The organism is Helicobacter cynogastricus (assembly GCF_900197855.1).
GTDB lineage: Bacteria > Campylobacterota > Campylobacteria > Campylobacterales > Helicobacteraceae > Helicobacter > Helicobacter cynogastricus.
The window spans coordinates 114,060-135,658 of record NZ_FZMQ01000004.1 but is presented as its reverse complement, the minus strand read 5'-3'; the positions used below and the strand labels follow the sequence as shown (position 1 = coordinate 135,658).

At 43.6% G+C, this 21,599-nt stretch carries 22 protein-coding genes and 1 pseudogene; 11 read left to right on the top strand and 12 right to left on the bottom strand.

Features of this window, described 5'->3' with window-relative positions; translation table 11 throughout:
- The first annotated feature begins 6 nt into the window (after positions 1-6).
- Entirely contained in the window at positions 7-231 is a 225-nt protein-coding gene (locus C6H00_RS01010) for a hypothetical protein (protein WP_104749195.1), read from the top strand.
- Between the two features lie 174 nt (positions 232-405).
- Here C6H00_RS01010 and C6H00_RS01005 read toward each other — a convergent pair whose 3' ends face one another.
- The 4 genes and pseudogenes from C6H00_RS01005 to C6H00_RS00995 all read right to left on the bottom strand — a co-directional run bounded on the left by C6H00_RS01005 (position 406) and on the right by C6H00_RS00995 (position 4,291).
- The gene (locus C6H00_RS01005; protein ID WP_104749194.1) at positions 406-1,521 is read right to left on the bottom strand and encodes an aminotransferase class I/II-fold pyridoxal phosphate-dependent enzyme; all 1,116 of its coding nucleotides are present in this window, start codon (positions 1,519-1,521) and stop codon (positions 406-408) included.
- Positions 1,522-2,088 (bottom strand): CZB domain-containing protein, encoded by a 567-nt coding sequence (locus C6H00_RS09110; protein WP_233702421.1) that lies wholly within the window; start codon positions 2,086-2,088, stop codon positions 1,522-1,524. It lies immediately after the preceding gene.
- Positions 2,089-2,328: pseudogene (locus C6H00_RS09105) on the bottom strand (methyl-accepting chemotaxis protein); the annotation flags it as partial.
- A 604-nt stretch (positions 2,329-2,932) separates the two neighbouring features.
- Positions 2,933-4,291: an outer membrane family protein gene (locus tag C6H00_RS00995; RefSeq protein WP_104749192.1), complete on the bottom strand. Its 1,359-nt coding sequence runs from the start codon at positions 4,289-4,291 to the stop codon at positions 2,933-2,935.
- Between the two features lie 316 nt (positions 4,292-4,607).
- Between C6H00_RS00995 and C6H00_RS00990 the strand changes: the two genes are divergently transcribed.
- From C6H00_RS00990 to C6H00_RS00980, 3 genes are all read left to right on the top strand, one after another.
- Positions 4,608-6,065 (top strand): catalase, encoded by a 1,458-nt coding sequence (locus C6H00_RS00990; RefSeq protein WP_104749191.1) that lies wholly within the window; start codon positions 4,608-4,610, stop codon positions 6,063-6,065.
- Positions 6,066-6,145: 80 nt separating this feature from the next.
- Positions 6,146-6,349 (top strand): hypothetical protein, encoded by a 204-nt coding sequence (locus C6H00_RS00985; RefSeq protein WP_041303382.1) that lies wholly within the window; start codon positions 6,146-6,148, stop codon positions 6,347-6,349.
- Between the two features lie 71 nt (positions 6,350-6,420).
- Positions 6,421-7,740, top strand: a complete 1,320-nt coding sequence (locus tag C6H00_RS00980; RefSeq protein WP_104749190.1) for an MATE family efflux transporter — start codon at positions 6,421-6,423, stop codon at positions 7,738-7,740.
- On the opposite strand, the gene gmd is transcribed toward C6H00_RS00980, so the two are convergent.
- Both gmd and C6H00_RS00970 read right to left on the bottom strand, forming a co-directional pair.
- Positions 7,737-8,834 carry a GDP-mannose 4,6-dehydratase gene (gene gmd / locus C6H00_RS00975; RefSeq protein WP_104749189.1) on the bottom strand — a complete coding sequence of 366 codons (1,098 nt, stop codon included), beginning with the start codon at positions 8,832-8,834 and terminating at the stop codon, positions 7,737-7,739. The genes C6H00_RS00980 and gmd overlap by 4 nt on opposite strands.
- A 9-nt stretch (positions 8,835-8,843) precedes the next feature.
- Positions 8,844-10,229, bottom strand: a complete 1,386-nt coding sequence (locus C6H00_RS00970; RefSeq protein WP_104749188.1) for a sugar phosphate nucleotidyltransferase — start codon at positions 10,227-10,229, stop codon at positions 8,844-8,846.
- A 76-nt stretch (positions 10,230-10,305) separates the two neighbouring features.
- Between C6H00_RS00970 and C6H00_RS00965 the strand changes: the two genes are divergently transcribed.
- Both C6H00_RS00965 and fur read left to right on the top strand, forming a co-directional pair.
- A complete protein-coding gene (locus tag C6H00_RS00965) occupies positions 10,306-11,166 on the top strand; it encodes a HugZ family heme oxygenase (RefSeq protein WP_104749187.1) in 861 nt (286 codons plus the stop codon).
- A 138-nt stretch (positions 11,167-11,304) separates the two neighbouring features.
- Positions 11,305-11,757, top strand: coding sequence for a ferric iron uptake transcriptional regulator (fur, locus tag C6H00_RS00960; protein ID WP_104749186.1), 453 nt, complete (start codon positions 11,305-11,307; stop codon positions 11,755-11,757).
- Here fur and pseI read toward each other — a convergent pair.
- The 5 genes from pseI to flgH all read right to left on the bottom strand — a co-directional run bounded on the left by pseI (position 11,754) and on the right by flgH (position 15,606).
- Positions 11,754-12,761 carry a pseudaminic acid synthase gene (gene pseI, locus C6H00_RS00955; RefSeq protein ID WP_199769141.1) on the bottom strand — a complete coding sequence of 336 codons (1,008 nt, stop codon included), beginning with the start codon at positions 12,759-12,761 and terminating at the stop codon, positions 11,754-11,756. The two genes, fur and pseI, sit on opposite strands and share 4 nt — an antisense overlap.
- Before the next feature lie 6 nt (positions 12,762-12,767).
- Positions 12,768-13,241: a UDP-4-amino-4,6-dideoxy-N-acetyl-beta-L-altrosamine N-acetyltransferase gene (pseH, locus tag C6H00_RS00950; RefSeq protein ID WP_199769140.1), complete on the bottom strand. Its 474-nt coding sequence runs from the start codon at positions 13,239-13,241 to the stop codon at positions 12,768-12,770.
- Between the two features lie 85 nt (positions 13,242-13,326).
- A complete protein-coding gene (locus C6H00_RS00945) occupies positions 13,327-14,220 on the bottom strand; it encodes a hypothetical protein (RefSeq protein ID WP_104749183.1) in 894 nt (297 codons plus the stop codon).
- Positions 14,201-14,893 (bottom strand): pseudaminic acid cytidylyltransferase, encoded by a 693-nt coding sequence (pseF, locus tag C6H00_RS00940; protein WP_104749182.1) that lies wholly within the window; start codon positions 14,891-14,893, stop codon positions 14,201-14,203. The genes C6H00_RS00945 and pseF overlap by 20 nt, the downstream gene beginning before the upstream one ends.
- A gap of 8 nt (positions 14,894-14,901) precedes the next feature.
- Complete coding sequence (gene flgH / locus C6H00_RS00935) at positions 14,902-15,606, bottom strand: flagellar basal body L-ring protein FlgH (RefSeq protein WP_104749181.1); 705 nt, start codon at positions 15,604-15,606, stop codon at positions 14,902-14,904.
- 71 nt (positions 15,607-15,677) lie between these two features.
- On the opposite strand from flgH, the gene C6H00_RS00930 reads away from it, so the two are divergent.
- Entirely contained in the window at positions 15,678-16,382 is a 705-nt protein-coding gene (locus C6H00_RS00930) for an outer membrane protein (RefSeq protein ID WP_104749180.1), read from the top strand.
- On the opposite strand, the gene C6H00_RS00925 is transcribed toward C6H00_RS00930, so the two are convergent.
- Positions 16,379-16,924, bottom strand: a complete 546-nt coding sequence (locus C6H00_RS00925) for a phospholipase D-like domain-containing protein (protein WP_104749179.1) — start codon at positions 16,922-16,924, stop codon at positions 16,379-16,381. The two genes, C6H00_RS00930 and C6H00_RS00925, sit on opposite strands and share 4 nt — an antisense overlap.
- Before the next feature lie 92 nt (positions 16,925-17,016).
- Between C6H00_RS00925 and C6H00_RS00920 the strand changes: the two genes are divergently transcribed.
- Genes C6H00_RS00920 through argS form a run of 4 tightly spaced genes read left to right on the top strand, consistent with a single transcriptional unit; the run spans position 17,017 to position 21,541 of the window.
- Positions 17,017-19,020: a hypothetical protein gene (locus C6H00_RS00920; RefSeq protein WP_104749178.1), complete on the top strand. Its 2,004-nt coding sequence runs from the start codon at positions 17,017-17,019 to the stop codon at positions 19,018-19,020.
- The gene (gene gmk, locus C6H00_RS00915) at positions 19,017-19,643 is read left to right on the top strand and encodes a guanylate kinase (protein ID WP_104749177.1); all 627 of its coding nucleotides are present in this window, start codon (positions 19,017-19,019) and stop codon (positions 19,641-19,643) included. The genes C6H00_RS00920 and gmk overlap by 4 nt, the downstream gene beginning before the upstream one ends.
- Before the next feature lie 56 nt (positions 19,644-19,699).
- Complete coding sequence (gene tatA / locus C6H00_RS00910; RefSeq protein ID WP_104749176.1) at positions 19,700-19,930, top strand: twin-arginine translocase TatA/TatE family subunit; 231 nt, start codon at positions 19,700-19,702, stop codon at positions 19,928-19,930.
- 3 nt (positions 19,931-19,933) lie between these two features.
- Positions 19,934-21,541 (top strand): arginine--tRNA ligase, encoded by a 1,608-nt coding sequence (argS, locus tag C6H00_RS00905; protein ID WP_104749175.1) that lies wholly within the window; start codon positions 19,934-19,936, stop codon positions 21,539-21,541.
- The last annotated feature ends 58 nt before the right edge of the window (positions 21,542-21,599 follow it).

Genomic DNA, 21,599 nt, shown 5'->3' with positions numbered 1-21,599 from the left:
GAAAAAATGGCAAAAGAAATGACACCAGAAGATCGAAAACGCTACAATGAAGCTAGAGATGGCTTGCAGGAATCGGTTAACAAGGTTTTTGACATGGCTCCCAAAGCATCCTGTGGTGTAATTGGGGGTCTTTTGTTGGCCGGAGTGCCCGTTGTAGGAACTGCGCTCGCTATTGGCGCGATGGCAACTGGAGTTGGCTTAGAGATTCGGGATAAAATAAAAGGCAAGTGAATTTAAAAAGTTTCCTCTCTGATTTAAAGCCCATTTCTAAGGGAGCTTGAGGTGTGGAGCTATTTTAGGTGAGTTGCAAGCTACACTTGTTTTGTTTGATGGGCTGGATTTTAACCAGCTCTCCTAAGCAAGACTTTATAAATCTCCTGAAATATACTTGGATTACCGAGCCTTTTATCTCTGCAAGAGAACCCCGACCGCTCCGCATAATCTTTTCAATCTCTCTAATGTGTTTTGAGGCTGGATATTTAAAGACACTCTTAAAAGGGGTTTGGGTGTGGTGGGGGGGCGGATGGGGGCGCATAATAAATCTTGTTGGAGTAGGCTTTGGTGCGCCTCTAATAGAGTCTGTATGTTGGGAAAAGGAAGTGTTAAGATGTTGCTAGGGGTGCTAAAACCTAGCTCTTGCGCACACAGCGCGCGCATGCGATCTAACATGGCAACATAATTGGGCAGATGATCATAAAGATATTCTAGGTGGGCTAAAGCTAGGGCACTCTCAAGTAAAGAGGGACTTGTGGTGTAGATCACACTCTTAGCGCGGTTGCATAAAAAATCTATCACCTGCGCGCTCGCGCCAATAAAAGCCCCATAACTTCCATAAGCTTTAGAAAGAGTGCCTAAAACAATCAAATTAGACATGGGCTTTAGGTGGTAATAACTCAAGTACCCCCCTAAATCCCGCCCTAGCACGCCCAAGCTGTGGGCTTCATCTAAAATCAAATAGGCCTCGTATTCTTGGGCTAGATGATAAAACTCTTTGGGGGCCACATGCCCATCCATTGAATACACGCCCTCAATGGCGATAAAAATCCGTCCCTTAGTGTTGTGCGCGCGGTGTTGTTGGAGTTTTTGGGTTAACTCTTGCACGCTGTTATGGGCAAAAAAGCAGGCGTTGGATAATTTTTTAGCCAAGAATTGCCCGCTAGCGTGATAATGCGCGTCCATAAAGAGTTTGTCTTGTTTGCGCACTAAAGAATCGATCAGAGCCACATTGCCCAAAAAGCCACTTCCTAGCAACAAGCAGGCTTCATATCCCAAGTGCATGCTTAAAAACTCTTCTAGCTCTGCATGGAGTGGGTGGTAGCCATTGAGCAACATGGAGGCTTTAGGGGCGTGGCTAGGAAATGCACGCAACTTTTCAAAGGCTTGATCTAAAAGAGGGGTATAACTGCTCAAGCCCAAATAATCATTAGAGGCAAAATCAGCCAAATGATCGGGATAAAGGACACGCTCGCGATACAAGCGGGCGTGTTTGAGTGCGCGCAATTCAGGTAAAAAGGAAAACAATTAATTCTCTGGGACTTCTTTCAGGGTTGCAAGCATGTCGGCGACCTTTTTATTAAGCTGATCCTGTTTTTCATGAAACATCTTATCAATGGTGTCGCGCACACTTCTAGCATGTTGTTCTACTGTGCGGATTCCTTGCTCAATGGCATGAGAGGTTGCCCTGCTGGGCTCTTTAAGCAAATTGGCCAACGCATTAGCTTCATCATGGATACCATTATGGCAAGATTCTAAATTGCGGTAACTGGGCGTGTCAGAGAACTGCTCTTTGCCCTTGCCCTCATGATACCATTTGCCTAAGCGACACTCATGGCCATTGATAACTTTAAAGGAATTTGGAGCGTTGAAAACCAAACCATAAAGATTGCTTTTGTAAACAAGGTGATCCACTTTAGCTAATCCGCAAAAAGCTCTATTATTTAAATTCTCAATGGAAAAGAGAGCTGCATCGGCCACGAGTCCATTGTTGTATGCAAAAACTTGGATATTGCTCACATCATCCTTGATGTCCCCAACAATAGTATTAGTCTCGTTTGTATTGCTTTGGATGTCGCTAGCTTCTTGTTGCATAGATTTGACCACTACAGCAATCTCTTTGGTGGCTTTTTGGGTTTTTTCGGCCAGCTTTCTGACCTCATCAGCCACCACTGCAAAACCTCTTCCATGTTCGCCTGCGCGTGCGGCTTCAATAGCAGCATTGAGTGCTAATAGATTGGTTTGTTCGGCAATGTCATCGATAAGGGAAATAACTTGAGTGATTTCGCTACTGCGCTGGTTAAGAGAATCGGCAAGCACGATTGCATTTTGCATCTTCGTGTAAAGAGTGTCAATTCTTTGGCCTGTATTGGCAATTTGGTCTAAAGCCCCTTGAGCATGTTTACTGCCATTAGTAGCCGCTTCTACTAAGGCATTAGAGTCTGTAAGAATATTTTGCAAAGTTTGTTGGATACCCTCTACTCCATCTTTCATGTTCTCATAATAGAGGTTAAAAATACTGCTCTTGCCTAGTTGTTCTAAACATTCCGTATTTTGTGTAAAAGAGTAGTAAAGCACATCATCAATACGCCTACTCGTGAGCGTGTAAGTGCGATCATTAAAGCTAAAAGTCTGATTGGCATGGGCCAACTCGCTTGCTTTTTGCTCTAAACCTGCTATTTCTGCGATGTTTCCACTCTTAAACACGATCTTGTCATCCTTGATCCCAATAAGGCCTTCATGAGCGCACAAATCTACAAGTTGCTTGTAAACATCTAGCTTTTTCTGTAGTGAGCGGATTTGCGCGTCCTTGTCACTCATCTGATGCGTACGCTCTTTAGAGAAAAAGTCAAACATGGCACTGCCTTTTATTTTTGTTTATTATATTATGGCACATAGCGGTTAAACTTAAAAAGGCGAAGTTGTTGTCTAATTTCTTTCACAATTGGTAACGAATGGAAGTCATCATGTAAGAGCGGTCTTGAGTAGTGGGAGCAAAGCTTAGATTAGGCGCGCCAAAGTCAGCCACCTTGTAGCCTCGATGCATGAACACTTCATAGTAATTAAATCTGAGCATCATGCGGACATGTTTATTCATGTTATAAAAACAAGTCAAGCCCAAACTTTCTTCATTGGCCCTAGGAGAATAGGTAAGTCTCCCCAAAAGCTCCCAAGAAAACTTAGCATAAGCTCCCCCACCCCGAGCGACCAAAGTTAGCGCATTGCTATTATAAAGATTGTCCAAACGGCCTTCATAGGATGTGTCGTCTTTGGTATCGTATTTAATAGGAGTGCCAAAGCGCGCTACTTGGGCATTAGCGTTCCCAAAATTTTTATAAACACTCCAACCAAAGTGGTAATCATGAATCAAAAAATTCTGCTGAATCAGCAAAGAAGCACTCACATGGTCAATGAGGCTACCGCGCCAATATACATGGGATAAAGCACGGCTATAGATGGGCAGCCACCAGTAAAGGTGGGTTTGGATACGCCAATTTCCTAACTTATTCTGGGTGTCATAAGAAATCTGCCCTCCGGGGGCGATAAAATTTTTAGGGTAAAACCACAAAAAGGCTCGAACATCCCAAGATTTTTGATGCCAACGCAAGTCTATGGTATGCATCCCGTAATTAGTGCGCGCCCCATTTGCGTAGCGGTATTGCACGGGAGCGTAAAAATCGCGGATATATTGCAAACTCGCCCGCCCCCGCCCATAAGTGCTAAACCATTCCATCTGCCAAGCCCCCTTCCGTGCAAAGCATTCAAACCCTTGATTATAACCGCTTAAAAAAAGCGCGTGGCTACGATAACGCCCCGCTTGACAACCTACAATATCTTTGTAGGAATAACTAATGTAGGCATTGTAGAGAATATAATCATGTGTATTGACACTATTGCCATAAAAAGAGCGATGCCATGGGGCATCCATCAAATAGCCCTGCCAACGCCCAATGTAATACCAGTTAGCCGGCTGAAATCCTGCATTCGGCTTACTTTGATCAATGAGTGTTTTAGTGGAGTCAAAAGCCAATCCGCCCAACTCACCCCCAAGTCCTGCGCTTAGTTTGTGTGCGCTTACAGACTTAGGCAACAAGTTAACATCAATTTGTAGTGCCCCCACAGCAGTAACATAAGTACCTGTAGGGTAAATCCCTTTATCTGAATTGATCGCTGAATTATTGAAGCCAACACGAGAAAATGACCCCACACGCCCGCTGATCTTATAGTCGAAAGCTAAAAGGCATAGAGGAAAAAAGAACAAGGCGGTCTTAAGATTCAAAATATCAACCTTGTACATAATCGGAGCGATTTTACACTAAAAATGTGAAGATAAAACTACAACGGATAAAATTAATTCTTTAATTATTTTTTTATTACTTTTTTGCCCATTACTTTAGTAATAGCGACTTAAATATGCGCACAATGCCAACAAGGGCAACCGAGTTTAATTTTTTGTCAAAAGCAGGGGTGGTAATTGCTAAAGATTACAATGAGTAACGATTTATTAAATAAGCTAGCGTATTTTTCCTGCCCAAAATAGACGCGTTTATCTATCCTGCGTTATAATTTTAACGGGGTTTCCCCAAAGAAAAATCTATTTTGAAAGGATTTTCATGGATAAAGATGTTGTTCTTACCAATGCCGTTGGCGCGCCTGTTGGCAATAATCAAGATGTCCTGACAGCAGGACCTAGAGGACCTGTTTTACTCCAAAGCACTTGGTTTTTAGAAAAACTCGCCCATTTTGATCGCGAGCGCATTCCTGAGCGCGTGGTGCACGCTAAGGGGAGTGGAGCTTATGGGACATTGACCATCACTAACACAGAAATCACCAAATACAGCAAAGCCAAACTTTTTAATCAGGTGGGTAAAAAAACCCCTTGCTTTTTGCGCTTTTCCACCGTGGCGGGTGAAAAGGGATCAGCAGATGCCGAGCGCGATCCTAGGGGCTTTGCGCTCAAGCTCTACACAGAAGAGGGTAACTGGGACATTGTGGGCAATAATACCCCCGTGTTTTTCATCCGCGATCCTCTCAAATTTCCTGATTTTATCCACACCCAAAAACGCCACCCCAAGACCAATTTAAAAGATGCCACGATGGTTTGGGATTTTTGGAGCTTAGTGCCTGAGAGTTTGCACCAAGTCACTATTTTGATGAGCGATCGAGGGATTCCTAAGAGCTACCGCCATATGAATGGCTATGGTAGCCACACTTTTAGTCTTATTAATGAAAAAAACGAACGCTTTTGGGTGAAATTCCACTTTAAAACTTTGCAGGGTATCCAAAACTTCACTAGCGAAGAAGCGGCTAAGATTCGCATGCACGACATGGATTCGCACCAACGCGATCTGTTTGAAGCCATTGAGAAAAAAGATTATCCCAAATGGCGTTTTTGTGTGCAGGTGATGCCTGAGAGCGATGCCAAGAACTACAAATTCCACCCCTTTGATGTTACCAAAGTGTGGAGTCATAAAGACTACCCCTTGATCGAAGTGGGCATTTTAGAGCTCAATAAAAACCCCGAAAATTATTTTGCTGAGGTGGAACAATCCGCTTTCAACCCTGCCCATGTGGTGCCCGGTGTGGGTTATAGCCCTGATCGCATGCTACAAGGGCGACTCTTTGCTTATGGAGACACCCACCGCTATAGGTTAGGGATTAACCATAGTCAGCTACCAGTAAATGCGCCCCGTTGTCCTTTTGCGACCTCTTCACGCGATGGCTTTATGAATAATGGGCATGACGGCGCGATGCGCAACTATGAACCTAGCTCTCTGCCCGGCTACAAAGAAGCTCCTCATGCGCGCGAGCCCAAACTCGATCTTGGCAAGCTTGAGGATGAAATGGCAGCTTATGCCTACAACTTCCGCGATTATGACACGGATTACTACACGCAGGCAGGCAATCTCTTCCGCCTGATGCCCAAAGATGAGCAGGAGCGCACTTGTCAAAATATCGCCGATGCGATGCAAGGTGTGCCTGAAGACATCATCAAACGCCAGCTAGAACACTTTAAAAAGGCGGACAGCCACTACGGCCAGCGCATCCAAGAGTTGCTGCAAAAACATTAGCCTTTAGCCTTTAAGGGAGGGGGTAACCAACCATACGCCTAGTTTTGCTATCCTTGTGTGAAATTATCTTAGGAGAGTTAATGAAATTTTTTGAGGAATATAAAACTCGCTTGTTTTTCATTTATTGGGTGCGTTGGATGGTTTCAGCGGTGGTGATGCTACCCTTTATGCTCTTGTTTGAGTGGTTGCACACACCCCTTTGGCTCAATCTCTTTATTGGTCAAACAATCGGTGCAATCATCTTTTTTAAGATTGACAAGTTTATTTTCCGCAAACAGGACTAATATTCCTCGAATTCTTTTTAGCTATAAACTACTTTGTGGTGGCTAAAACGCATTTATGGTAGCATATACTTATGGAAAAGCTTAAAAAAATTCTGATGTTAGCCCTCCCCTCAGCAAGTAATAATTTTTTGGAAATTTTTGTCATTGCTATTTCTACTGTGTTTATGGGACGACTCTCAGACACCCATATTGTAGGGTTGGGAGTGGGGTTGCAGTATATCTTGCTCTTTTATTGTATCAACTCGATTTTTTTCATTGGCACAAATGCTATTTTGAGTCGTCTAGTGGGGGCGCAAGATATGGAAAACTTGGCAGTGGGTTATTCAAGTATCCTTATAGGGGCGATGGGCATTTGTGCGCTAGCTTGTGCGCTGGGATTTTTGGGGATCGCCCCCTTTGTGCATTGGATGGGTGTGGGTGGAGAGGCGAACCTCCTAGCTCAAGAATATTTGCGCATTTTTATTTTTGCCATGCCCGCCATTTTTGTCAAAAATGTCATGGTGGCCGCTCTGGCTAGCCTCTCTGATACTCTAACTCCCCTGCTTATCAAAACGGCCATGAGCGTGCTCTGTTTATTCTTAAACGATGCGCTTATCTTTGGCAAGTATGGTTTTATGCGCTTAGACATTGCTGGTGCGGCTTTAGCTAATGTGATTGTGGCGTTTTTAGAATTGGCAATCTTGTTTGGAGTGATTACCATCAAAAACACCCCTCTTAAATTCCGCTGGAAATTTGATTGGCAATTTTTTAAGCGCGCTTGGCATGTGGGCTGGCCTTCTGGATTTGAGCGGCTTTTAAGTCTCTTTTCTATGGTGTTGGTGTCTAAATTTGTTGCAAGTTATGGTGATGTCATTTTGGCAGGGATGCAGGTGGGTTTGCGCGTGGAAACCTTTAGCTTTATGCCCGGACTAGGTTTTACCATTGCTTGCATGGTGTTGGTTGGGCAGAATTTAGGAGCTAATCGTGTAGAGGTAGCGCAAGATTATGTGCGCACGACTTTAAAGGTGGCAGGGTCTCTCTTAGGGTTTTTAGGGATACTCATGGTGGTTTTTGCTAAACCTTTCGCAGAGATTTTCTCAAAAAACCCTAAGGTGATCGAGGTGGCTGCGTGGTATCTGACCGCTGTAGGAATCTCTCAAATGCCTTTGATTTTTCTCTTTGTGCTGGATGGGGTTTTTAGGGGGGCGGGGATGGCTAAGGTTTCTTTGTATATCAACACGGCTAGCCTGTGGCTATTGCGCATTGCCCCCATGTATGTTTTGCTCAAAAGTGGCATGGATATTAAATGGCTCTTTGTGGTTATCTGTGTAGAAACCTATATCCGTTCAGGGATTTTTTATTGGGCTTATAGACAAGGGTGGTGGAAAAAACCCGGGCGTTTTGCACCCTAGCGCACTAACGCCTCTTTCTTGGCCAAAACCAAATCGCTTCTCAACATATCTGTAATGAGATCGTCTACACTAAACTCACGCTTCCAGCCTAATTCACGCTCGATCTTGGAAGGATCGCCTAGGAGTAAATCCACTTCTGTGGGGCGGAAATAGCGGGCATCTACACGCACCACAATTTGATCTTTTTTGAGAGAATGCTTGAGATCAGCGCACAGATCGCTAGATTCAAATCCACGAATCACCCCCACCTCTTCTAACCCCTCTCCTCTAAATTCTAAGATCACTCCTACACGCGCAAAACAACGCCGGGTAAATTCCCGAATACTCATCGTCTCCCCACTAGCGACCACAAAATCTACTGGCTCTTTGTGTTGTAAAATCAAATGCATCGCCTTTACATAGTCTTTTGCATGTCCATAGTCGCGTTTGGCATCTAAATTACCCAAATACAAGCAATCTTGTAAGCCCAAGAGCATACGACTAATGGCCATGGTAATCTTGCGGGTTACAAAAGTTTCTCCTCTAACGGGGCTTTCATGATTAAACAAAATCCCATTGACGGCAAAGAACCCATAAGCTTCGCGATAGTTTTTGGTGATGTAATAGGCATAAAGTTTAGCCACCGCGTAAGGACTTCTAGGGTTAAAGGGGGTGTTCTCATTTTGGGGAGTTTCTAGCACTTCTCCATAGAGTTCTGAGGTGCTAGCTTGATAAAAGCGGGTGTCTTTAAGGTTTAAAAAGCGCATTGCTTCTAGGAGGCGCAGGGTTCCTAGAGCATCCACATTAGCCGTATATTCAGGCATTTCAAAAGAAACTTGCACATGGCTTTGAGCGGCTAAATTATAAATTTCTGTGGGGCGGATTTTAGCCACAAGGCTAGTCATATTGCTCGAATCGGTGAGATCACCATAATGCAAGAAAAAGCGGTTATGGCTAGTGTGCGTGTCCTCATAAATAGAATCGATACGCGCAGTGTTAAATGAGGAACTGCGGCGCTTGATTCCATGCACCTCATAACCCAAATCTAGCAAGTGGCGCGCTAGATAACTCCCATCTTGTCCAGTAATCCCGCTAATCAGTGCGATTTTTCTCATAGTGATCCTTTAGGGGCGTTTGTAATCATCTTGCAAGCGTTCAATATCGGCTTCATCGCACAGACCGCATTGCACTTCTAAGATTTTTAGAGGCTGGTTAGTGTCATTGCCCAGTCTGTGGATTTGTCCTTGTTTGATAAACACACTCTCATTAGTGTGCACTTTTAAGTTGCGCTCTTCAATCACCACACTGGCCACCCCCTCCACCACGACCCAGTGCTCGCTGCGGTGTTTGTGCCTTTGCAAACTGAGGCGTTTATGAGGCGTGATTTCTAGCAATTTTACCTTAAAAGCGGGATAATCCAATAAAACCTCAAAACTTCCCCAAGGGCGGTATTCTAGTGGGTAACTTTGCAATAAGGCGGGGTATTTTTCCCCAATTTGTGCTACCACATTTTTAAGGCTGTCCAAATAGCTTTGGCTTGCGACCAATAAAGCATCTCGAGTGTCCACGACCACACAATTTTCTATGCCCAATAAACATATGAGCTTATCCTTAGTGCTAGTGGCGTAGTTATGGGCAGATTGATAGCTCTCTAATTTGCCATTGTGGCAAACATTGCCATGTGCGTCAGCAGGCAAACTATTGTGCAAACTCTTAAAATGCCCCACATCTTGCCAATTAGCTTTTAGGGGCACTAGCTTTAAATCTGGGCATTTTTGCCATAATTCTATGTCTACCGAGCCCTCTTGCAAGGTTTCCATGCCCTCACATTTTAAGATATTTGGGAGTTTTTTAGCCTTTTGAAACAGGATTTGGCAGGCTTGCAACATAGCAGGCGCATGCACAGCGCACGCCTCTAAAAACACTCCGGCTTTAAAGACAAACATCCCACTATTGATGTAAAAATCTCCCTCCTGCGTGCTCAATCCCTCAATTTGAGAAGGGCTAGGTTTTTCTATAAAACTTAATACCCTGCAAACTCCATTTTCAGGCGCGCTGCAACGCACAAAGCCGTATTGAGAGCTAGGCTCTTGGGCAATTCCAAAGAGAACCATTTGATCTTCTTGGGCGTGCTGTGTGGCAATTTTGAGGGCTTCTCTAAAGGCTTGTGTGTCCATGAGATGATCGGTAGGACTGACTACCAACACTTCGCAAGGATCGCAACTCAAGGCAGCTAAAATCAGAGAATTCATGGTGTTTTTGCTCGCGCTCTCCAAGAGAAAATCTGTGCGATCTGCTAAGTTCGCATGGCTAACTTCCCCTAGAGCATGGAAATAATGCGCGTCATTGCACACCACCAAAAAGTGGGATTCTTCTGTATTCAAGCGTTCTAAAGCTAGACCAAATAAACTGCGATCTCCATAAAGTTTTAAAAACTGCTTGGGGAAGTGTTCGCGACTTAAGGGCCATAACCTTTTGCCGCTCCCTCCACTCAAAATTATATGGGTCATCTTGTCTCCAAGAGTGAACTAGAGATTAAACTTATTATGCTACAATACGGAGCCTTAAAATTTACGAGGAGCATTTGTGAACATTCAGTTTATCTTAGACCACATGAATAAAAACCATGTGGGCGATATGGAAAAATTATTGGAAAAATTTGGCCAAATTAAGGGTGCACAGGGCGTACGCCTCAAAACCGCCACTTTAGAGCACATTGAAATTGCCTACACTCTTGGAGGCAAAGAGGGTATGTTAAAAATTGATTATCCTGCTAAAGTGAATGATAATGAGGGTATTAAAAACGCTATCATCGCCCTTTGCACTTCTATTTCTGAGACCACAGACTTTAAGGGCGTACAAGAAGATTTAGAAAAATTCCGTGAAGGTTTTAGCAGTGTGTGTATCGCCAGTCTTAGCCCTGAAAATGAAGTAATTTGCTCTTATAGCGCGCTTCTTTTTGATGAGCAAAACGGGCATAAACAATTTTACATTTATGTGAGCGAGGTGGCCGAGCACTTCAAAAGTCTCAAAGCTCATCCAAACAATGTGGAAATCATGTTCTTAGAGGATGAGGCGGGTGCCAAGTCACCCATCTTGCGTAAGCGTTTGCGCTACAGAACAAAACTACATTTCATTGAGAGAGGTGCAGAGTTTGATCGTGTTTATGACAATTTCTTAAACAAGCATGGCAAGGGGCGCGGATTAGAAACTATCCGCAACATGCAAGATTTCCATCTCATCAAATTAGAGTTTGTTAAAGGTCGTTTCGTTAAAGGCTTTGGTCAAGCTTATGACATTGACGCGCATGGGCATATTTCTTATGTGGGTGCAAAGGGTAACCCACACACTAAAGGCCATCCACACGGAGCTAATCCGCATGGACACCCACATGGACATGGTGCGCATCCTCACGCAAGCCATCCAGGAGGCCATCCACACGCCTAACTCCTCTCCTTCCCCAAAATGGGGGGAGGATAACTCCCTATAGAATTTAAGAAATTAAACGGCATTAAATAAATAATGCTACCATAAACGCTTAGCCATGCGCTGTACATGGTCGTGTCATACTAAAAGGAGTTGAGAATGCGGCGGTTAGAAACCTTGGAGTCCATTTTGGAGCGTCTGAGAGTCTCCATCAGAAAAAATGGGCTAAAAAATTCCAAGCAACGCGAAGAAGTGGTGAGTGTGCTTTATAAAAGTGGAACGCATTTAAGTCCTGAGGAGATCACCCATAGCATCCGTTTACGGGACAAGAACACGAGCATTTCTTCAGTTTATCGAATCCTCAATTTCTTAGAGAAAGAACGATTCATCTACACTTTGGAAACAAATAAAAATGGGCGGCGTTACGAGATTGCAGCCAAAGAACACCATGATCACATTATCTGTTTGCAATGTGGAGACATTATCGAGTTTGTGGATCAGGAGATAGAAGAGCGACAGGTTCAGGTAACACATAAATTCCAAGCCAAGCTAGTTAGCCATGACATGAAGCTCTTTGTGGTGTGTGCCAAGTGTTTAGCTAGAGAAAATTAATTTTCAAGGTCTTGCCATTGAAGCGGATGGGCATATTCGAGGTCTTTAATTACCTTTTTGCCTAGCACTTGGGTTAAAAGTTTGGGAGGCAGTCCAGCATTAGGGCGCAGAGCACGCACATGATCGCTGGTGAGGGTTTCCCCTTGTTTAAGGGGCTTGGTAATAAACAAACTCCTAGCGAATTCGCGCCCTTTTTGGGGTGCGTCCTCTCTCTCTCCACTCCCTAGTGCTAAATAAGTGTCCTGCACAGCCTGCACCATCTGTTTAAACTCTTGAGCATCCATACTAAAATCTCTATCCACACTTTCCAAACTTTTATCTAAAATAAAATGCTTTTCAATCATAGAAGCTTTAAGAGTGGTCGCGATGATCGCACTCAAAAATCCCAAAGTATGATCGCTAAGACCATAGGCGGTGTTGTAACGCTCTTTGAGTTTTGGCATAGCTAGCAAATTTGCCTGTTGCAAGGGTGTGGGGTAAGCACTGGTGCAGTGTAGTAGCGTGATGTTGGTATTGCCTGCCTTGTAGCATGTTTCTAGGGCTTCTAAAATCTCTGTATGAGTAGCGATTCCAGTTGAGATGATCAGGGGTTTGTGTGTGCTAGCTACTTGGGCAATAAGTTCTAAATGCACGATCTCAAAGCTTGCAATCTTATAGCAAGGGCATTCAAGCTTTTCTAAAAGCTCAAGCCCCATTAGACTAAAAACAGAACTAAAAATTTCCAAACCAAGACTTTTAGCATGGCTAAATAGATCAGCATGCCATTCTAATGGCATACTTGCACGCTGATAAAGTTCGTAAAGACTTTGTTGATCCCACGGCGTGCCCTGAATCATAAAGGGAGGGTGATCGGCCTTAAGAGTGAGACATTCAGGTGTGTAGGTTTGTAACTTAGCAGCATTAGCTCCGCTGGCCTTGATAGCTTCTAAAGATAACAGAGCAGTCTTAAGGGATTGTGCATGGTTTGCGCTCAATTCGGCAACAATATAGGGTGCGGGCATGATTTTCCTTTAAAAAGTGTTCAGGGGCGAAAATTTTACAAATAGCCACACATCGTGGTAGCGGCCATCTCTATAAATAAAATCGCGCAGATAGCCTTCTTTGCGGTAAGCGTGGCGTTGGTAAAAATTTAACGCCCGCTCATTAGTCGCAAGCACTTCTAAATGTAGGGCATGGAGGCGGATTTTATAAAAGGCGATAAATTCAAGCGCATTAAGGATTTGCCTCCCCACATGTTCTAAATTTGGATTTTTATAAATACCCAAAAATCCGTGTCTGTGTATGGGGTGTATCCTTGTAAGAGAGCCCACGCCTAGCAAAGTTTGCTTCTGTTTAAAAAGATAGTAAGCACTATTGGGATTATCTTTGAGTTGCTCTATAAAGCGCAGATGCGCCTCTAGGCTAATATGTTCATTGAGCATCCATATGGAGGTTTTAGGGTGATTGCGGAAAGCCAAAATTTCTAGTTGCTCTTTTTGGGTCATGTGAGTAAAGTGGCAAGCGTAGAGAGGAGGATGTTCTTGCAGGGCACTTGAGGGAATCTCAAAACTTTTAGAAAGCCATGAAGAATCAAGCAAAGATGGCCTTTAGTGTGGATTCAAGCGCGTTGCCGATGTTTAATTTCTTTTGAGCAGTTTGCATAGCAAGGCGTGCTTTAAGGTTGAGTGCTTCTAGATCATCTTGCAAAGTTTGAAAAGTGCTGCGCTTACAGGCTTTAATCGCGCTCAAAGCTTCAAGTTGGGGGCGTTGGTTGGGGGCTACCTCTATGGCTAAAATAGGCGTGAGAGCAAGTATGGACTCATAGAGCATCCCCCCACCTCCCAACAAAGCTACGTCGCTTTGTTTTAAAAGAGTGGCAATTTGGGGTAAATCTAAACTTTCATGATAAATCGCTTGAGGGCAATAAGGCAGGGCATGCGCGATTTCTGAGGGCGCGCAAATATGAAGTTTGTAGGGCATGTTTTGCAGGCGTTCTAAGGCTTGTTGGTAAAATCCCAAGCTTTGCGCACTCCCTCCAAAAGAGATAAAAAGAGTTTGTATTGTGGGGATTAGCTGTTTGCCAGACACTTTAAAGGCGGATTCAAAGGGCATAAAATCCGAGCCTAGAAAATGGTGTTCTGAAGGGTTTTTATAGAGATTTTCAGCCCGAAAGGCTGGATTGATCCTAAAGGTTTTTGGGGGAAGATCAAAGTGGGGGAAATCCTCAAAAATAAGCAAAGTACGCGCTGTAGAAATGACATGGTGATAAAAATCTGGGCTAGCTTGGTAGCTATCCACAATGAGGCGATCGCTCTTGGACACTCTAAAATCACGCAACCAATCCATATTAATATCTGCTAAAGGGTGGGGAGCAATAAGGCGCGATTCTAGACCGATACGAATTAAGTGTTTTTGAAGTTTTTGGGCACGGCGCAAATGCCCTAGTCCGCTTTGAAGCGAGGCATCAACTAGAAGAGTGATCATGGGAGTGCAAGAGTTGGTATTTGAGTTTGGCTAATTCTAGGTCCTCTAAGGTGTCGATGTCTTGGACATAGAGTTCTGGCACAACGATAGGATAAGAATGTGGAGCTAAAAGGGGTTCTAAGTTGCTAAAATGGCGCGCCTCTCCCATGTAAAAAAGCCCGCTATCATGGTAGAGAGGGGGGAGGTCTTGGGTGCGTTTGGGGAGGTGCTCAGCAAAAAGAGGGGCGGGATTTGGATTTAAACTGAAAGCGCGGTAAGGCGAAGCACCATAAGGACTAAGCGCGATAGCGTATTTATAAGTTGGATGGTCTAAGAGCGCGTTTTTTGCCTCTTTAAGTTGGCTAGTTTGGAGCAAGACACTTGTGCCATAGAGCGCGCAAATAAGGGTTTTGGGCGTAAGTTTTAAAGTAGTGATGGCGTGTGCTATGGCTTCTAAACTGGGGGTGTGGGCATCGGCCAAATGAGCGGGGCGCAAAAAGGGGGTAGACGCGCCGTATTCTCTGGCAATGCGTGCGATCTTTGCACCATCTGTGGATACTATCACCTGTTCAAAAAGTTCTGATTCCAAGGCGGTTTGTATGACATGCGCGATGAGGGGTTTGCCTAAAAAAGGGTAAATGTTCTTATGAGGGATGCGCTGACTCTTAGCGCGCGCTAAAATAATGGCGATCACTCTAGCTCTTAAAAAGGAAATTCAGATTCAAGGACTTCATTAGAGAGCTTTCTTTTATTGCTTGCGCTCAAAGGTCCTAGATTGGTGTAAGAGATTTTGGCATCGGCGATGTATTTAGACTGCACGACATTATTTTTACTAATATCAAAAGGGCGCACCACTCCACTTAGTTTAATCACCTGTTTTTCGCCATCTACAAGAATTTCTTTACTCCCATAAATAAAATAATTCCCATTTTCTAAAACTTTGACAATGCGCGCTGTGAGGGTAAATTTGAGATCCTCGCTCTTTTTTTGTGAACCTCCCCCTTTGAAAGTGTTGTTTGTGGTGGGCTGGGTGAGGCTGTAATTACTACGATCATCTAAAAACTGAGCTTGTTCCCTTTTGTTGAGGTCAGTGCCGTTGTAAGCTAGGCGTGGAGGCGTAGAAGTACCATTAGAGGTATTGGCGTAATTTTTAGATGCGCTGTAATTGGCACTGGCATTCTCAGCAATCTCCACCGTTACAAGATCGTTGGGCTTCATAGCGCGTCTATCGGCAAAAAGGGGGCGTTCTCCCTGCCCAAAGAGACTTCCGGGTTTGGCGATTTCAGGGATAAACTCCTTAGAGGGCATCTCTTCTACATAGTCTGGAGGATCAAATTTAATCCCGGGCTCAACAGCTCCAAGCAAACTTAACAACACTAACAAACTTGCAAGCTTAAATTTAAACATGCTTTTCCTTAGTGGGTTTTATGCGTGATTATACTATAATGGGGGCTTAGCCATCACTTTTAGGATAGAAAATGCGGAAGAAACACGGGTTGAATATGATCATGGGGGCTGTGTTGGGTGTGGGTATGGGGGGGTTGGATGCCCTAGATACCTCTGATTGGAAAAAAGGTTTGATTGTGGGAGTTAGTTATCAAACCGGGCTCATCAATATTCAGACGGAAAATCGCATTAAGCGCGATGGCATGAATGTCAATGCGAATGGTCTAGGTTTCTTAATAGGATATACGGGATATTTTCGCGATGATCAGATGTTTGGAGCGCGTTATTATGCCTTTTTAGATTGGCAGATGTTTGGAGCGCAATATAATCCAAGTCCCTATGGGGGTGGAGGGTATTATGGAGGTAATAACCTGCTCACTTATGGGGCTGCTGCAGATTTTTTCTATAATTTTTTTCAGGGGTCTGTTTATCGCAACGACATTTCGTTGGATTTGGGAACATATGTAGGCGTAGGGATTGCGGGTAGTTCTTGGTTATTGGGTGATACGGGGCAAGATAAATTAGGGATTCCTAGCTTAGGTCTTCCTAGCGTGAATGTGAGTGCTTTTCAATTTCTTTTTAATATTGGATTGAGGGCTTTACTTGTAGATCAACACGGAATCGATCTAGGTTTTAAAATCCCCACTATCAACGATCGTTACTATACAAGTGATCGCTACAGCGTGAAGTTACGGCGTAACTTCGCTTTTTATATTGGGTACAACTACCACTTTTAATAGGGCGTACAAGAGGAAAGCATCTTCTTATAATAGCTCTGAGCTTTTTGAATCAGGGCAGGGTTATCGTCTTTAAGTAGCAGTTCGTAGCTGTTTTCAAAAGCATTTTTACTCCAGTTGGCTGAACCTAGAAAAATCCACTTATTATCAATAAGCGCGAGTTTTTGGTGCATGATGCCTCTATAAGAGGGCTGAAAATGCCTAGCAATTTTGGCTTCCCAGCCTTGAAGAAGACATGTGTGGATACCCTTATATTTGGAGAGATAGGCGATGGTAGAATGCCTCCCATTTTTGTTTGATTCGTAATCATAGATGATATTGATTTTTACCCCACGATTGGCAGCATTTTTAAGGGCCTTGGCGATGGCCTGGTGTGTAAAACTATAAATGGCGATATTAATATCACTTTGCGCCGCATTGATCCCTGAAATCAAACTATTTAGGGCATCTTTTTGCTCATAGGGTAGCATGTAAAGGGTGGAGTTAGCGCACAAGAAACCTGCGCATACACAAGGTAATAAGAAAGACCTAAATGAAACCATCCTGAAACTCCTAGTCCTTATTAAGTTAAAGTAAAAAGGCTTATTTTTGTATTATAATGCAGGGTTTAGGTAGTCTAGCTTAAGGAGTGGCGTTGAAGATTTTATTAGTCAACCAAAATAGGATGGTCGAAAAGCTCTTTGAAAATATTGCTAAAAAACTTTCTTTAGAGCTGGTAGTGCAAGAACACAGCGATGAAGCACTCTTGAGCTTACAAAATGGTGAGGATTATTTCTTCTTTGCGGACGACACTGTGATAGATGAAGAAGAGTATCGTAAATTCGAACCCCATTTGGAGGCGTGCAAGCTTAGCGCTTTCATTCACAGAAAGAGTGTTTTACCCTTTGGGTCATTTAGCCACTACATCCAAAAGCCCTTTTTACCCACAGATGTTTTACATATCCTGGAAAAGAGCATGGATATTCTTGATATTCCCCATCAAGAGACTTCTACCCAAGAAAAGTTGCCTACGGACTCCGAATCGTTGGGCTTGGACATTGATGCTAATTTCGATCAGGGGTTAGAGCAACTAGAAGAGCTAGAACATCTCTTTGATCCTCAAATGGATACACCTAGTGTTTCACAAGTAGCTACAGAAGCGCACGCCTCAGAGAACACAGAAATAAAACAGGAGCAGGAGAATACATCTCAAACAGAATCCCCCATAGAAGATTCTTCAGAAGAGCCATCTTCAGCCCCACAAGCCGAAACCACAGAAGAGGCTGAATTTGACTCAAAGCCTGCGGATATTTCCTTAGAAGATCTTTTGCCCGTAGATAATAGTGCGGATGAAGAGGGTGTCCATGAGCCCGATCTTGCAGAAGATATACCAGAGAATCCTCCCTTAGAGGAGGTGCTTCCTTCTGATCCCCAAAAGGTAGAAACCCATGCAGGTGCTACTGCAGAGGAGATGCAAACAGCTTCAGATTTAGAATCTCAAGAAGAACAAACTCCTCTCCACTTAGCACAAGAATTTCAAGAAACGGCTTTGGAACAAAAAGAATCTGATAAATTTGATTTGCAAGAAAAAACCTCAGAGCAGGAAAGTGCTGAGGTTGAACCTCAGGACATTGCCCATCTTGAGGATATTCCAGAGCCGGTGATGGCCAGTGTGATGGATGAACCCTACAAAGAGCAAACAGAAGCGCAAGAGCCCAGCGAGACAACGGAAGTGAGTACTCAAGAAACTCAAGAAACCGATGCAGAAGTTGAGACTGAAGCAACACTAGCACCAAATACTTTCCCTAAGACCGGGGAAATCTCCCATGTGGAGCAGGATGCCCAGCAAGGTCAAGATCAAGAAGATGTAGCAACAGAAGAGAAAGAAGAGAAAGAAGAGAAAGAAGAGAAAGAAGAGAAAGAAGAGAAAGAAGAGAAAGAAGAGAAAGAAGAGAAAGAAGAGAAAGAAGAGAAAGAAGAGAAAGAAGAGAAAGAAGAGTTCCTTGAAAGTGCAGAGCTCAAAGAGGGGCAAGAATACGAGGAACAAGTAGCCACATTTGAATCTGAAGAGTTGGCTCAAGATTCTATAGTAGATGTGCCTTTGGATACTCCTCAGGAGTTGGAAACCCCTCAAAAGGAAGAAACTTTTAGTCAAACAGCTACTTCCCCTGCAGAAAAGGAGGTAGAAACAGGCGCAAGTCAGGACACTCTAGACGAGCAAGAAGAGGGGCAAGCGCAAGAGACTTCCCATCAAGAAGAGGAGATGTCTGCAGAGCCCATTTTAGAAGACATTGTAGAAAAAAATACTAAAGAGGTCTTAGAAATTGCAGCCGACGATGAGTCTTATGCGACAGAGAGTCTAGAAGAGTCTGAGGTTGCCAACTCCTATAAGAAAGAGGAAACATCGCATGTAGAGGACACACCCCAACCTCTTGAGCCACAAGAGTTTGCACAAGAAATCCATGAATCGTCTGTTTCTACAGATTCCGCCAATGAGGAACAAACAAAGAGCAATGAGCAAATAAGCCAAGACTCCGTGTCGCCGGTATTGCCTACTTTAACCTTAGATTTGCAAACTCTGCTCAAAGATTTACCCATTGATCCAGAGATTCTCAAAAATAAGGTTTTGAGTATTCAAATTGTCGACAAACCCCAATGACAGCTCGGGATGCTTATCGCATTTTAATCTTAGCAGGCCCAAGCGGGGCGGGCAAAAGCACTTTGATCAAGTACATCATGGCTTCTTGCAAAGATGTTTATTTTTCTATCTCCACTACCACGCGTCCCAAACGAGTGGGCGAAGTTCATGGGCAACATTATTACTTTGTGAGCCAAGAGGCATTTTTAGAGGGGATTAAAAAAAATCAATTCTTAGAATGGGCACTTGTGCATGGACATCATTACGGCACTTCTCTTTTGCCCATACAAGATGCTCTCAAGGCGGGCAAACTTGTGCTCTTTGATATTGATGTGCAAGGGCATCATAGCCTTAAAAAAATTTATCCTAAAGCGACTTCTGTTTTTGTTACTACTAAAAATGTGCAAGTGCTTAGAGAACGCCTAGAGCAACGAGGGACGGATACTCAAGAGATCATTGCCAAGCGTCTTGAAAATGCTTTTAAAGAGCTTCAAGAAGTGGATACTTTTGACTATGTACTCATCAATGATGATTTAGAACAGGCTAAGGAAAAGGTCTTGTGGGTGGCACGCACCCTAGATTATAAACAACAAATGTTTCCTAAAGAGGTGCTCTGCACAGCTTGGCAAGGGACAAAACTTTAAGGCTTTTAAAGTCAGCTATAGTAGAATAGGCCACTTCATGTATTTAAAGGATTGATATGGGTGGCTTTACTAGTGTTTGGCACTGGCTCATCGTTTTGTTTGTGATTTTACTTCTATTTGGGGCAAAGAAAATTCCCGAGCTTGCTAAAGGGCTTGGAAGTGGGATTAAAAACTTTAAAAAGGCGGTCAAAGAAGACGAAGAGCCAGTAAAACCCCAAGAATCCCAAGCTCTCCACAACAATTCAACACCTACTCCCCCTACTCCACAGCAAGATCATAAGGCTTAAGAATTGCATAACAGAGTCAAAAGCGTTTTAGAACGCCTGTTGGGCACAAAGATCGTTTTAGAGCACCCTAAGGACAAAACTCTAGGGCATTATGCTAGTGTGGTGGCTTTTTCTTTAGCTAAAGAGCGTAAAAAAGCTCCTAAGATTATCGCTCAAGAATTGGTACAATTTTTAGAGCAAGAGCAGGTATGTCAAGAAATTTTTGCTTCTATTAGCGCGCTCAATGGCTATCTTAACTTTACGCTTAAAGAAAGTTTTTTAGATGAGTTGTGCAATCAAGCTCTGAGTCTAGGAAAAGATTTTGGGCGAAACGCATTAGAGTCTAAAGAAAGTTATTATGTAGAGTTTGTGAGTGCAAATCCCACCGGACCTTTGCATATCGGGCATGCGCGCGGGGCGATTTTTGGGGATAGCTTGTGCCGTTTGGGGCGTTTTTTAGGCGTGAAAACCCATGCTGAATATTATGTCAACGATATGGGCGCACAAATCCACATGCTAGGCCTCTCTGTGTTTTTAGCTTTGCAAGCAATGCAAGGTATAGAGGTGCATTACCCAGAAAACGCTTATAAGGGGGTGTATATTACAGAATTGGCCAAGCAAGCTCAAGAGCATTTTAAAATCCTGCAGGGTGATTGCCAAACTTTAATCGCACAGCTCGGAGAGTTTGCTAAAGAGGCGATGCTAGCAGAGATTCAAGATAATCTAGCCGAATTAGGCGTGCACATGGACACTTACATTAGCGAAAAGGCGATGTTTAGCGCACAAGAGAGGGTTTTTGCACGCTTGCAAGAGGCAGGGGGGGTTTATGAGAATGAGGGGAAAATGTGGCTTGCCTCCAGCCAAAAGGGAGATGAAAAGGATCGTGTGCTTAAAAAAAGTGACTCTACCTTCACCTACATTGCTGGGGATATTACCTACCATGATTACAAATTCCAACAAAACTACGACCACTATATTAATATTTTTGGAGCAGATCACCATGGCTATGTGGCGCGTGTCAAGGCGGCTTTAGAGTTTTTGGGTTATGAATCCCAACGCCTAGAGGTGCTCTTAGTGCAAATGGTCGCCCTCTTGCAAGAGGGCAAACCCTATAAGATGAGCAAACGCGCAGGCAATTTTGTCCTCTTGAAAGATGTGTTGCAAGACATTGGCAAAGACGCTCTGCGCTTTGTTTTTCTCTCTAAAAAGTTAGACACGCATTTAGAATTTGATGTCGCTAGCTTGCAAAAACAAGACAGCTCTAATCCCATTTTCTACATCCATTACGCCAATGCGCGCATTCACACCCTTATGAGCAAATTCCTGCAAAGAGGAAATGAACAAGCTATTTACACTAGCTCACTTTGTAATCTCCCCCCCGTTGCAACACATCTGCTTTTTAGCGCGCTCAATTTGCCTAAAGTGCTTATGAGTGCCTTTGTGGATCGTGAACTACAAAAGATTTGTGAGTATCTTAAAAACCTCGCTGGGGATTTTCACGCCTTTTACAATGCCCATAGGATTTTAGAAACACCTCAAGAGCTTCCATATCTCAAACTCTGCCAAATGGTGAGCTTAAGTTTGACAATCGGATTAAGCATGCTAGGGATCGAAGCTAAGAAGAAAATGTGAAGAACAGGGCGGGGAAGGAGGGGGAGGTTACCCCGCCCTGCAAGTGTATTATAACACA

Coding starts and splice junctions, on each gene's coding strand:
- C6H00_RS00990 (WP_104749191.1), top strand. CDS start 4,608: ATGGATAAAGATGTTGTTCTTACCAATGCCGTTGGCGCGCCTGTTGGC.
- C6H00_RS00925 (WP_104749179.1), bottom strand. CDS start 16,924: ATGGTTTCATTTAGGTCTTTCTTATTACCTTGTGTATGCGCAGGTTTC.
- C6H00_RS00995 (WP_104749192.1), bottom strand. CDS start 4,291: ATGTACAAGGTTGATATTTTGAATCTTAAGACCGCCTTGTTCTTTTTT.
- C6H00_RS00945 (WP_104749183.1), bottom strand. CDS start 14,220: ATGATCACTCTTCTAGTTGATGCCTCGCTTCAAAGCGGACTAGGGCAT.
- tatA (WP_104749176.1), top strand. CDS start 19,700: ATGGGTGGCTTTACTAGTGTTTGGCACTGGCTCATCGTTTTGTTTGTG.
- C6H00_RS01010 (WP_104749195.1), top strand. CDS start 7: ATGGCAAAAGAAATGACACCAGAAGATCGAAAACGCTACAATGAAGCT.
- gmd (WP_104749189.1), bottom strand. CDS start 8,834: ATGAGAAAAATCGCACTGATTAGCGGGATTACTGGACAAGATGGGAGT.
- flgH (WP_104749181.1), bottom strand. CDS start 15,606: ATGTTTAAATTTAAGCTTGCAAGTTTGTTAGTGTTGTTAAGTTTGCTT.
- pseH (WP_199769140.1), bottom strand. CDS start 13,241: ATGACCCAAAAAGAGCAACTAGAAATTTTGGCTTTCCGCAATCACCCT.
- C6H00_RS00980 (WP_104749190.1), top strand. CDS start 6,421: ATGGAAAAGCTTAAAAAAATTCTGATGTTAGCCCTCCCCTCAGCAAGT.
- C6H00_RS00985 (WP_041303382.1), top strand. CDS start 6,146: ATGAAATTTTTTGAGGAATATAAAACTCGCTTGTTTTTCATTTATTGG.
- C6H00_RS00970 (WP_104749188.1), bottom strand. CDS start 10,229: ATGACCCATATAATTTTGAGTGGAGGGAGCGGCAAAAGGTTATGGCCC.
- C6H00_RS09110 (WP_233702421.1), bottom strand. CDS start 2,088: ATGCAACAAGAAGCTAGCGACATCCAAAGCAATACAAACGAGACTAAT.
- fur (WP_104749186.1), top strand. CDS start 11,305: ATGCGGCGGTTAGAAACCTTGGAGTCCATTTTGGAGCGTCTGAGAGTC.
- C6H00_RS00930 (WP_104749180.1), top strand. CDS start 15,678: ATGCGGAAGAAACACGGGTTGAATATGATCATGGGGGCTGTGTTGGGT.
- gmk (WP_104749177.1), top strand. CDS start 19,017: ATGACAGCTCGGGATGCTTATCGCATTTTAATCTTAGCAGGCCCAAGC.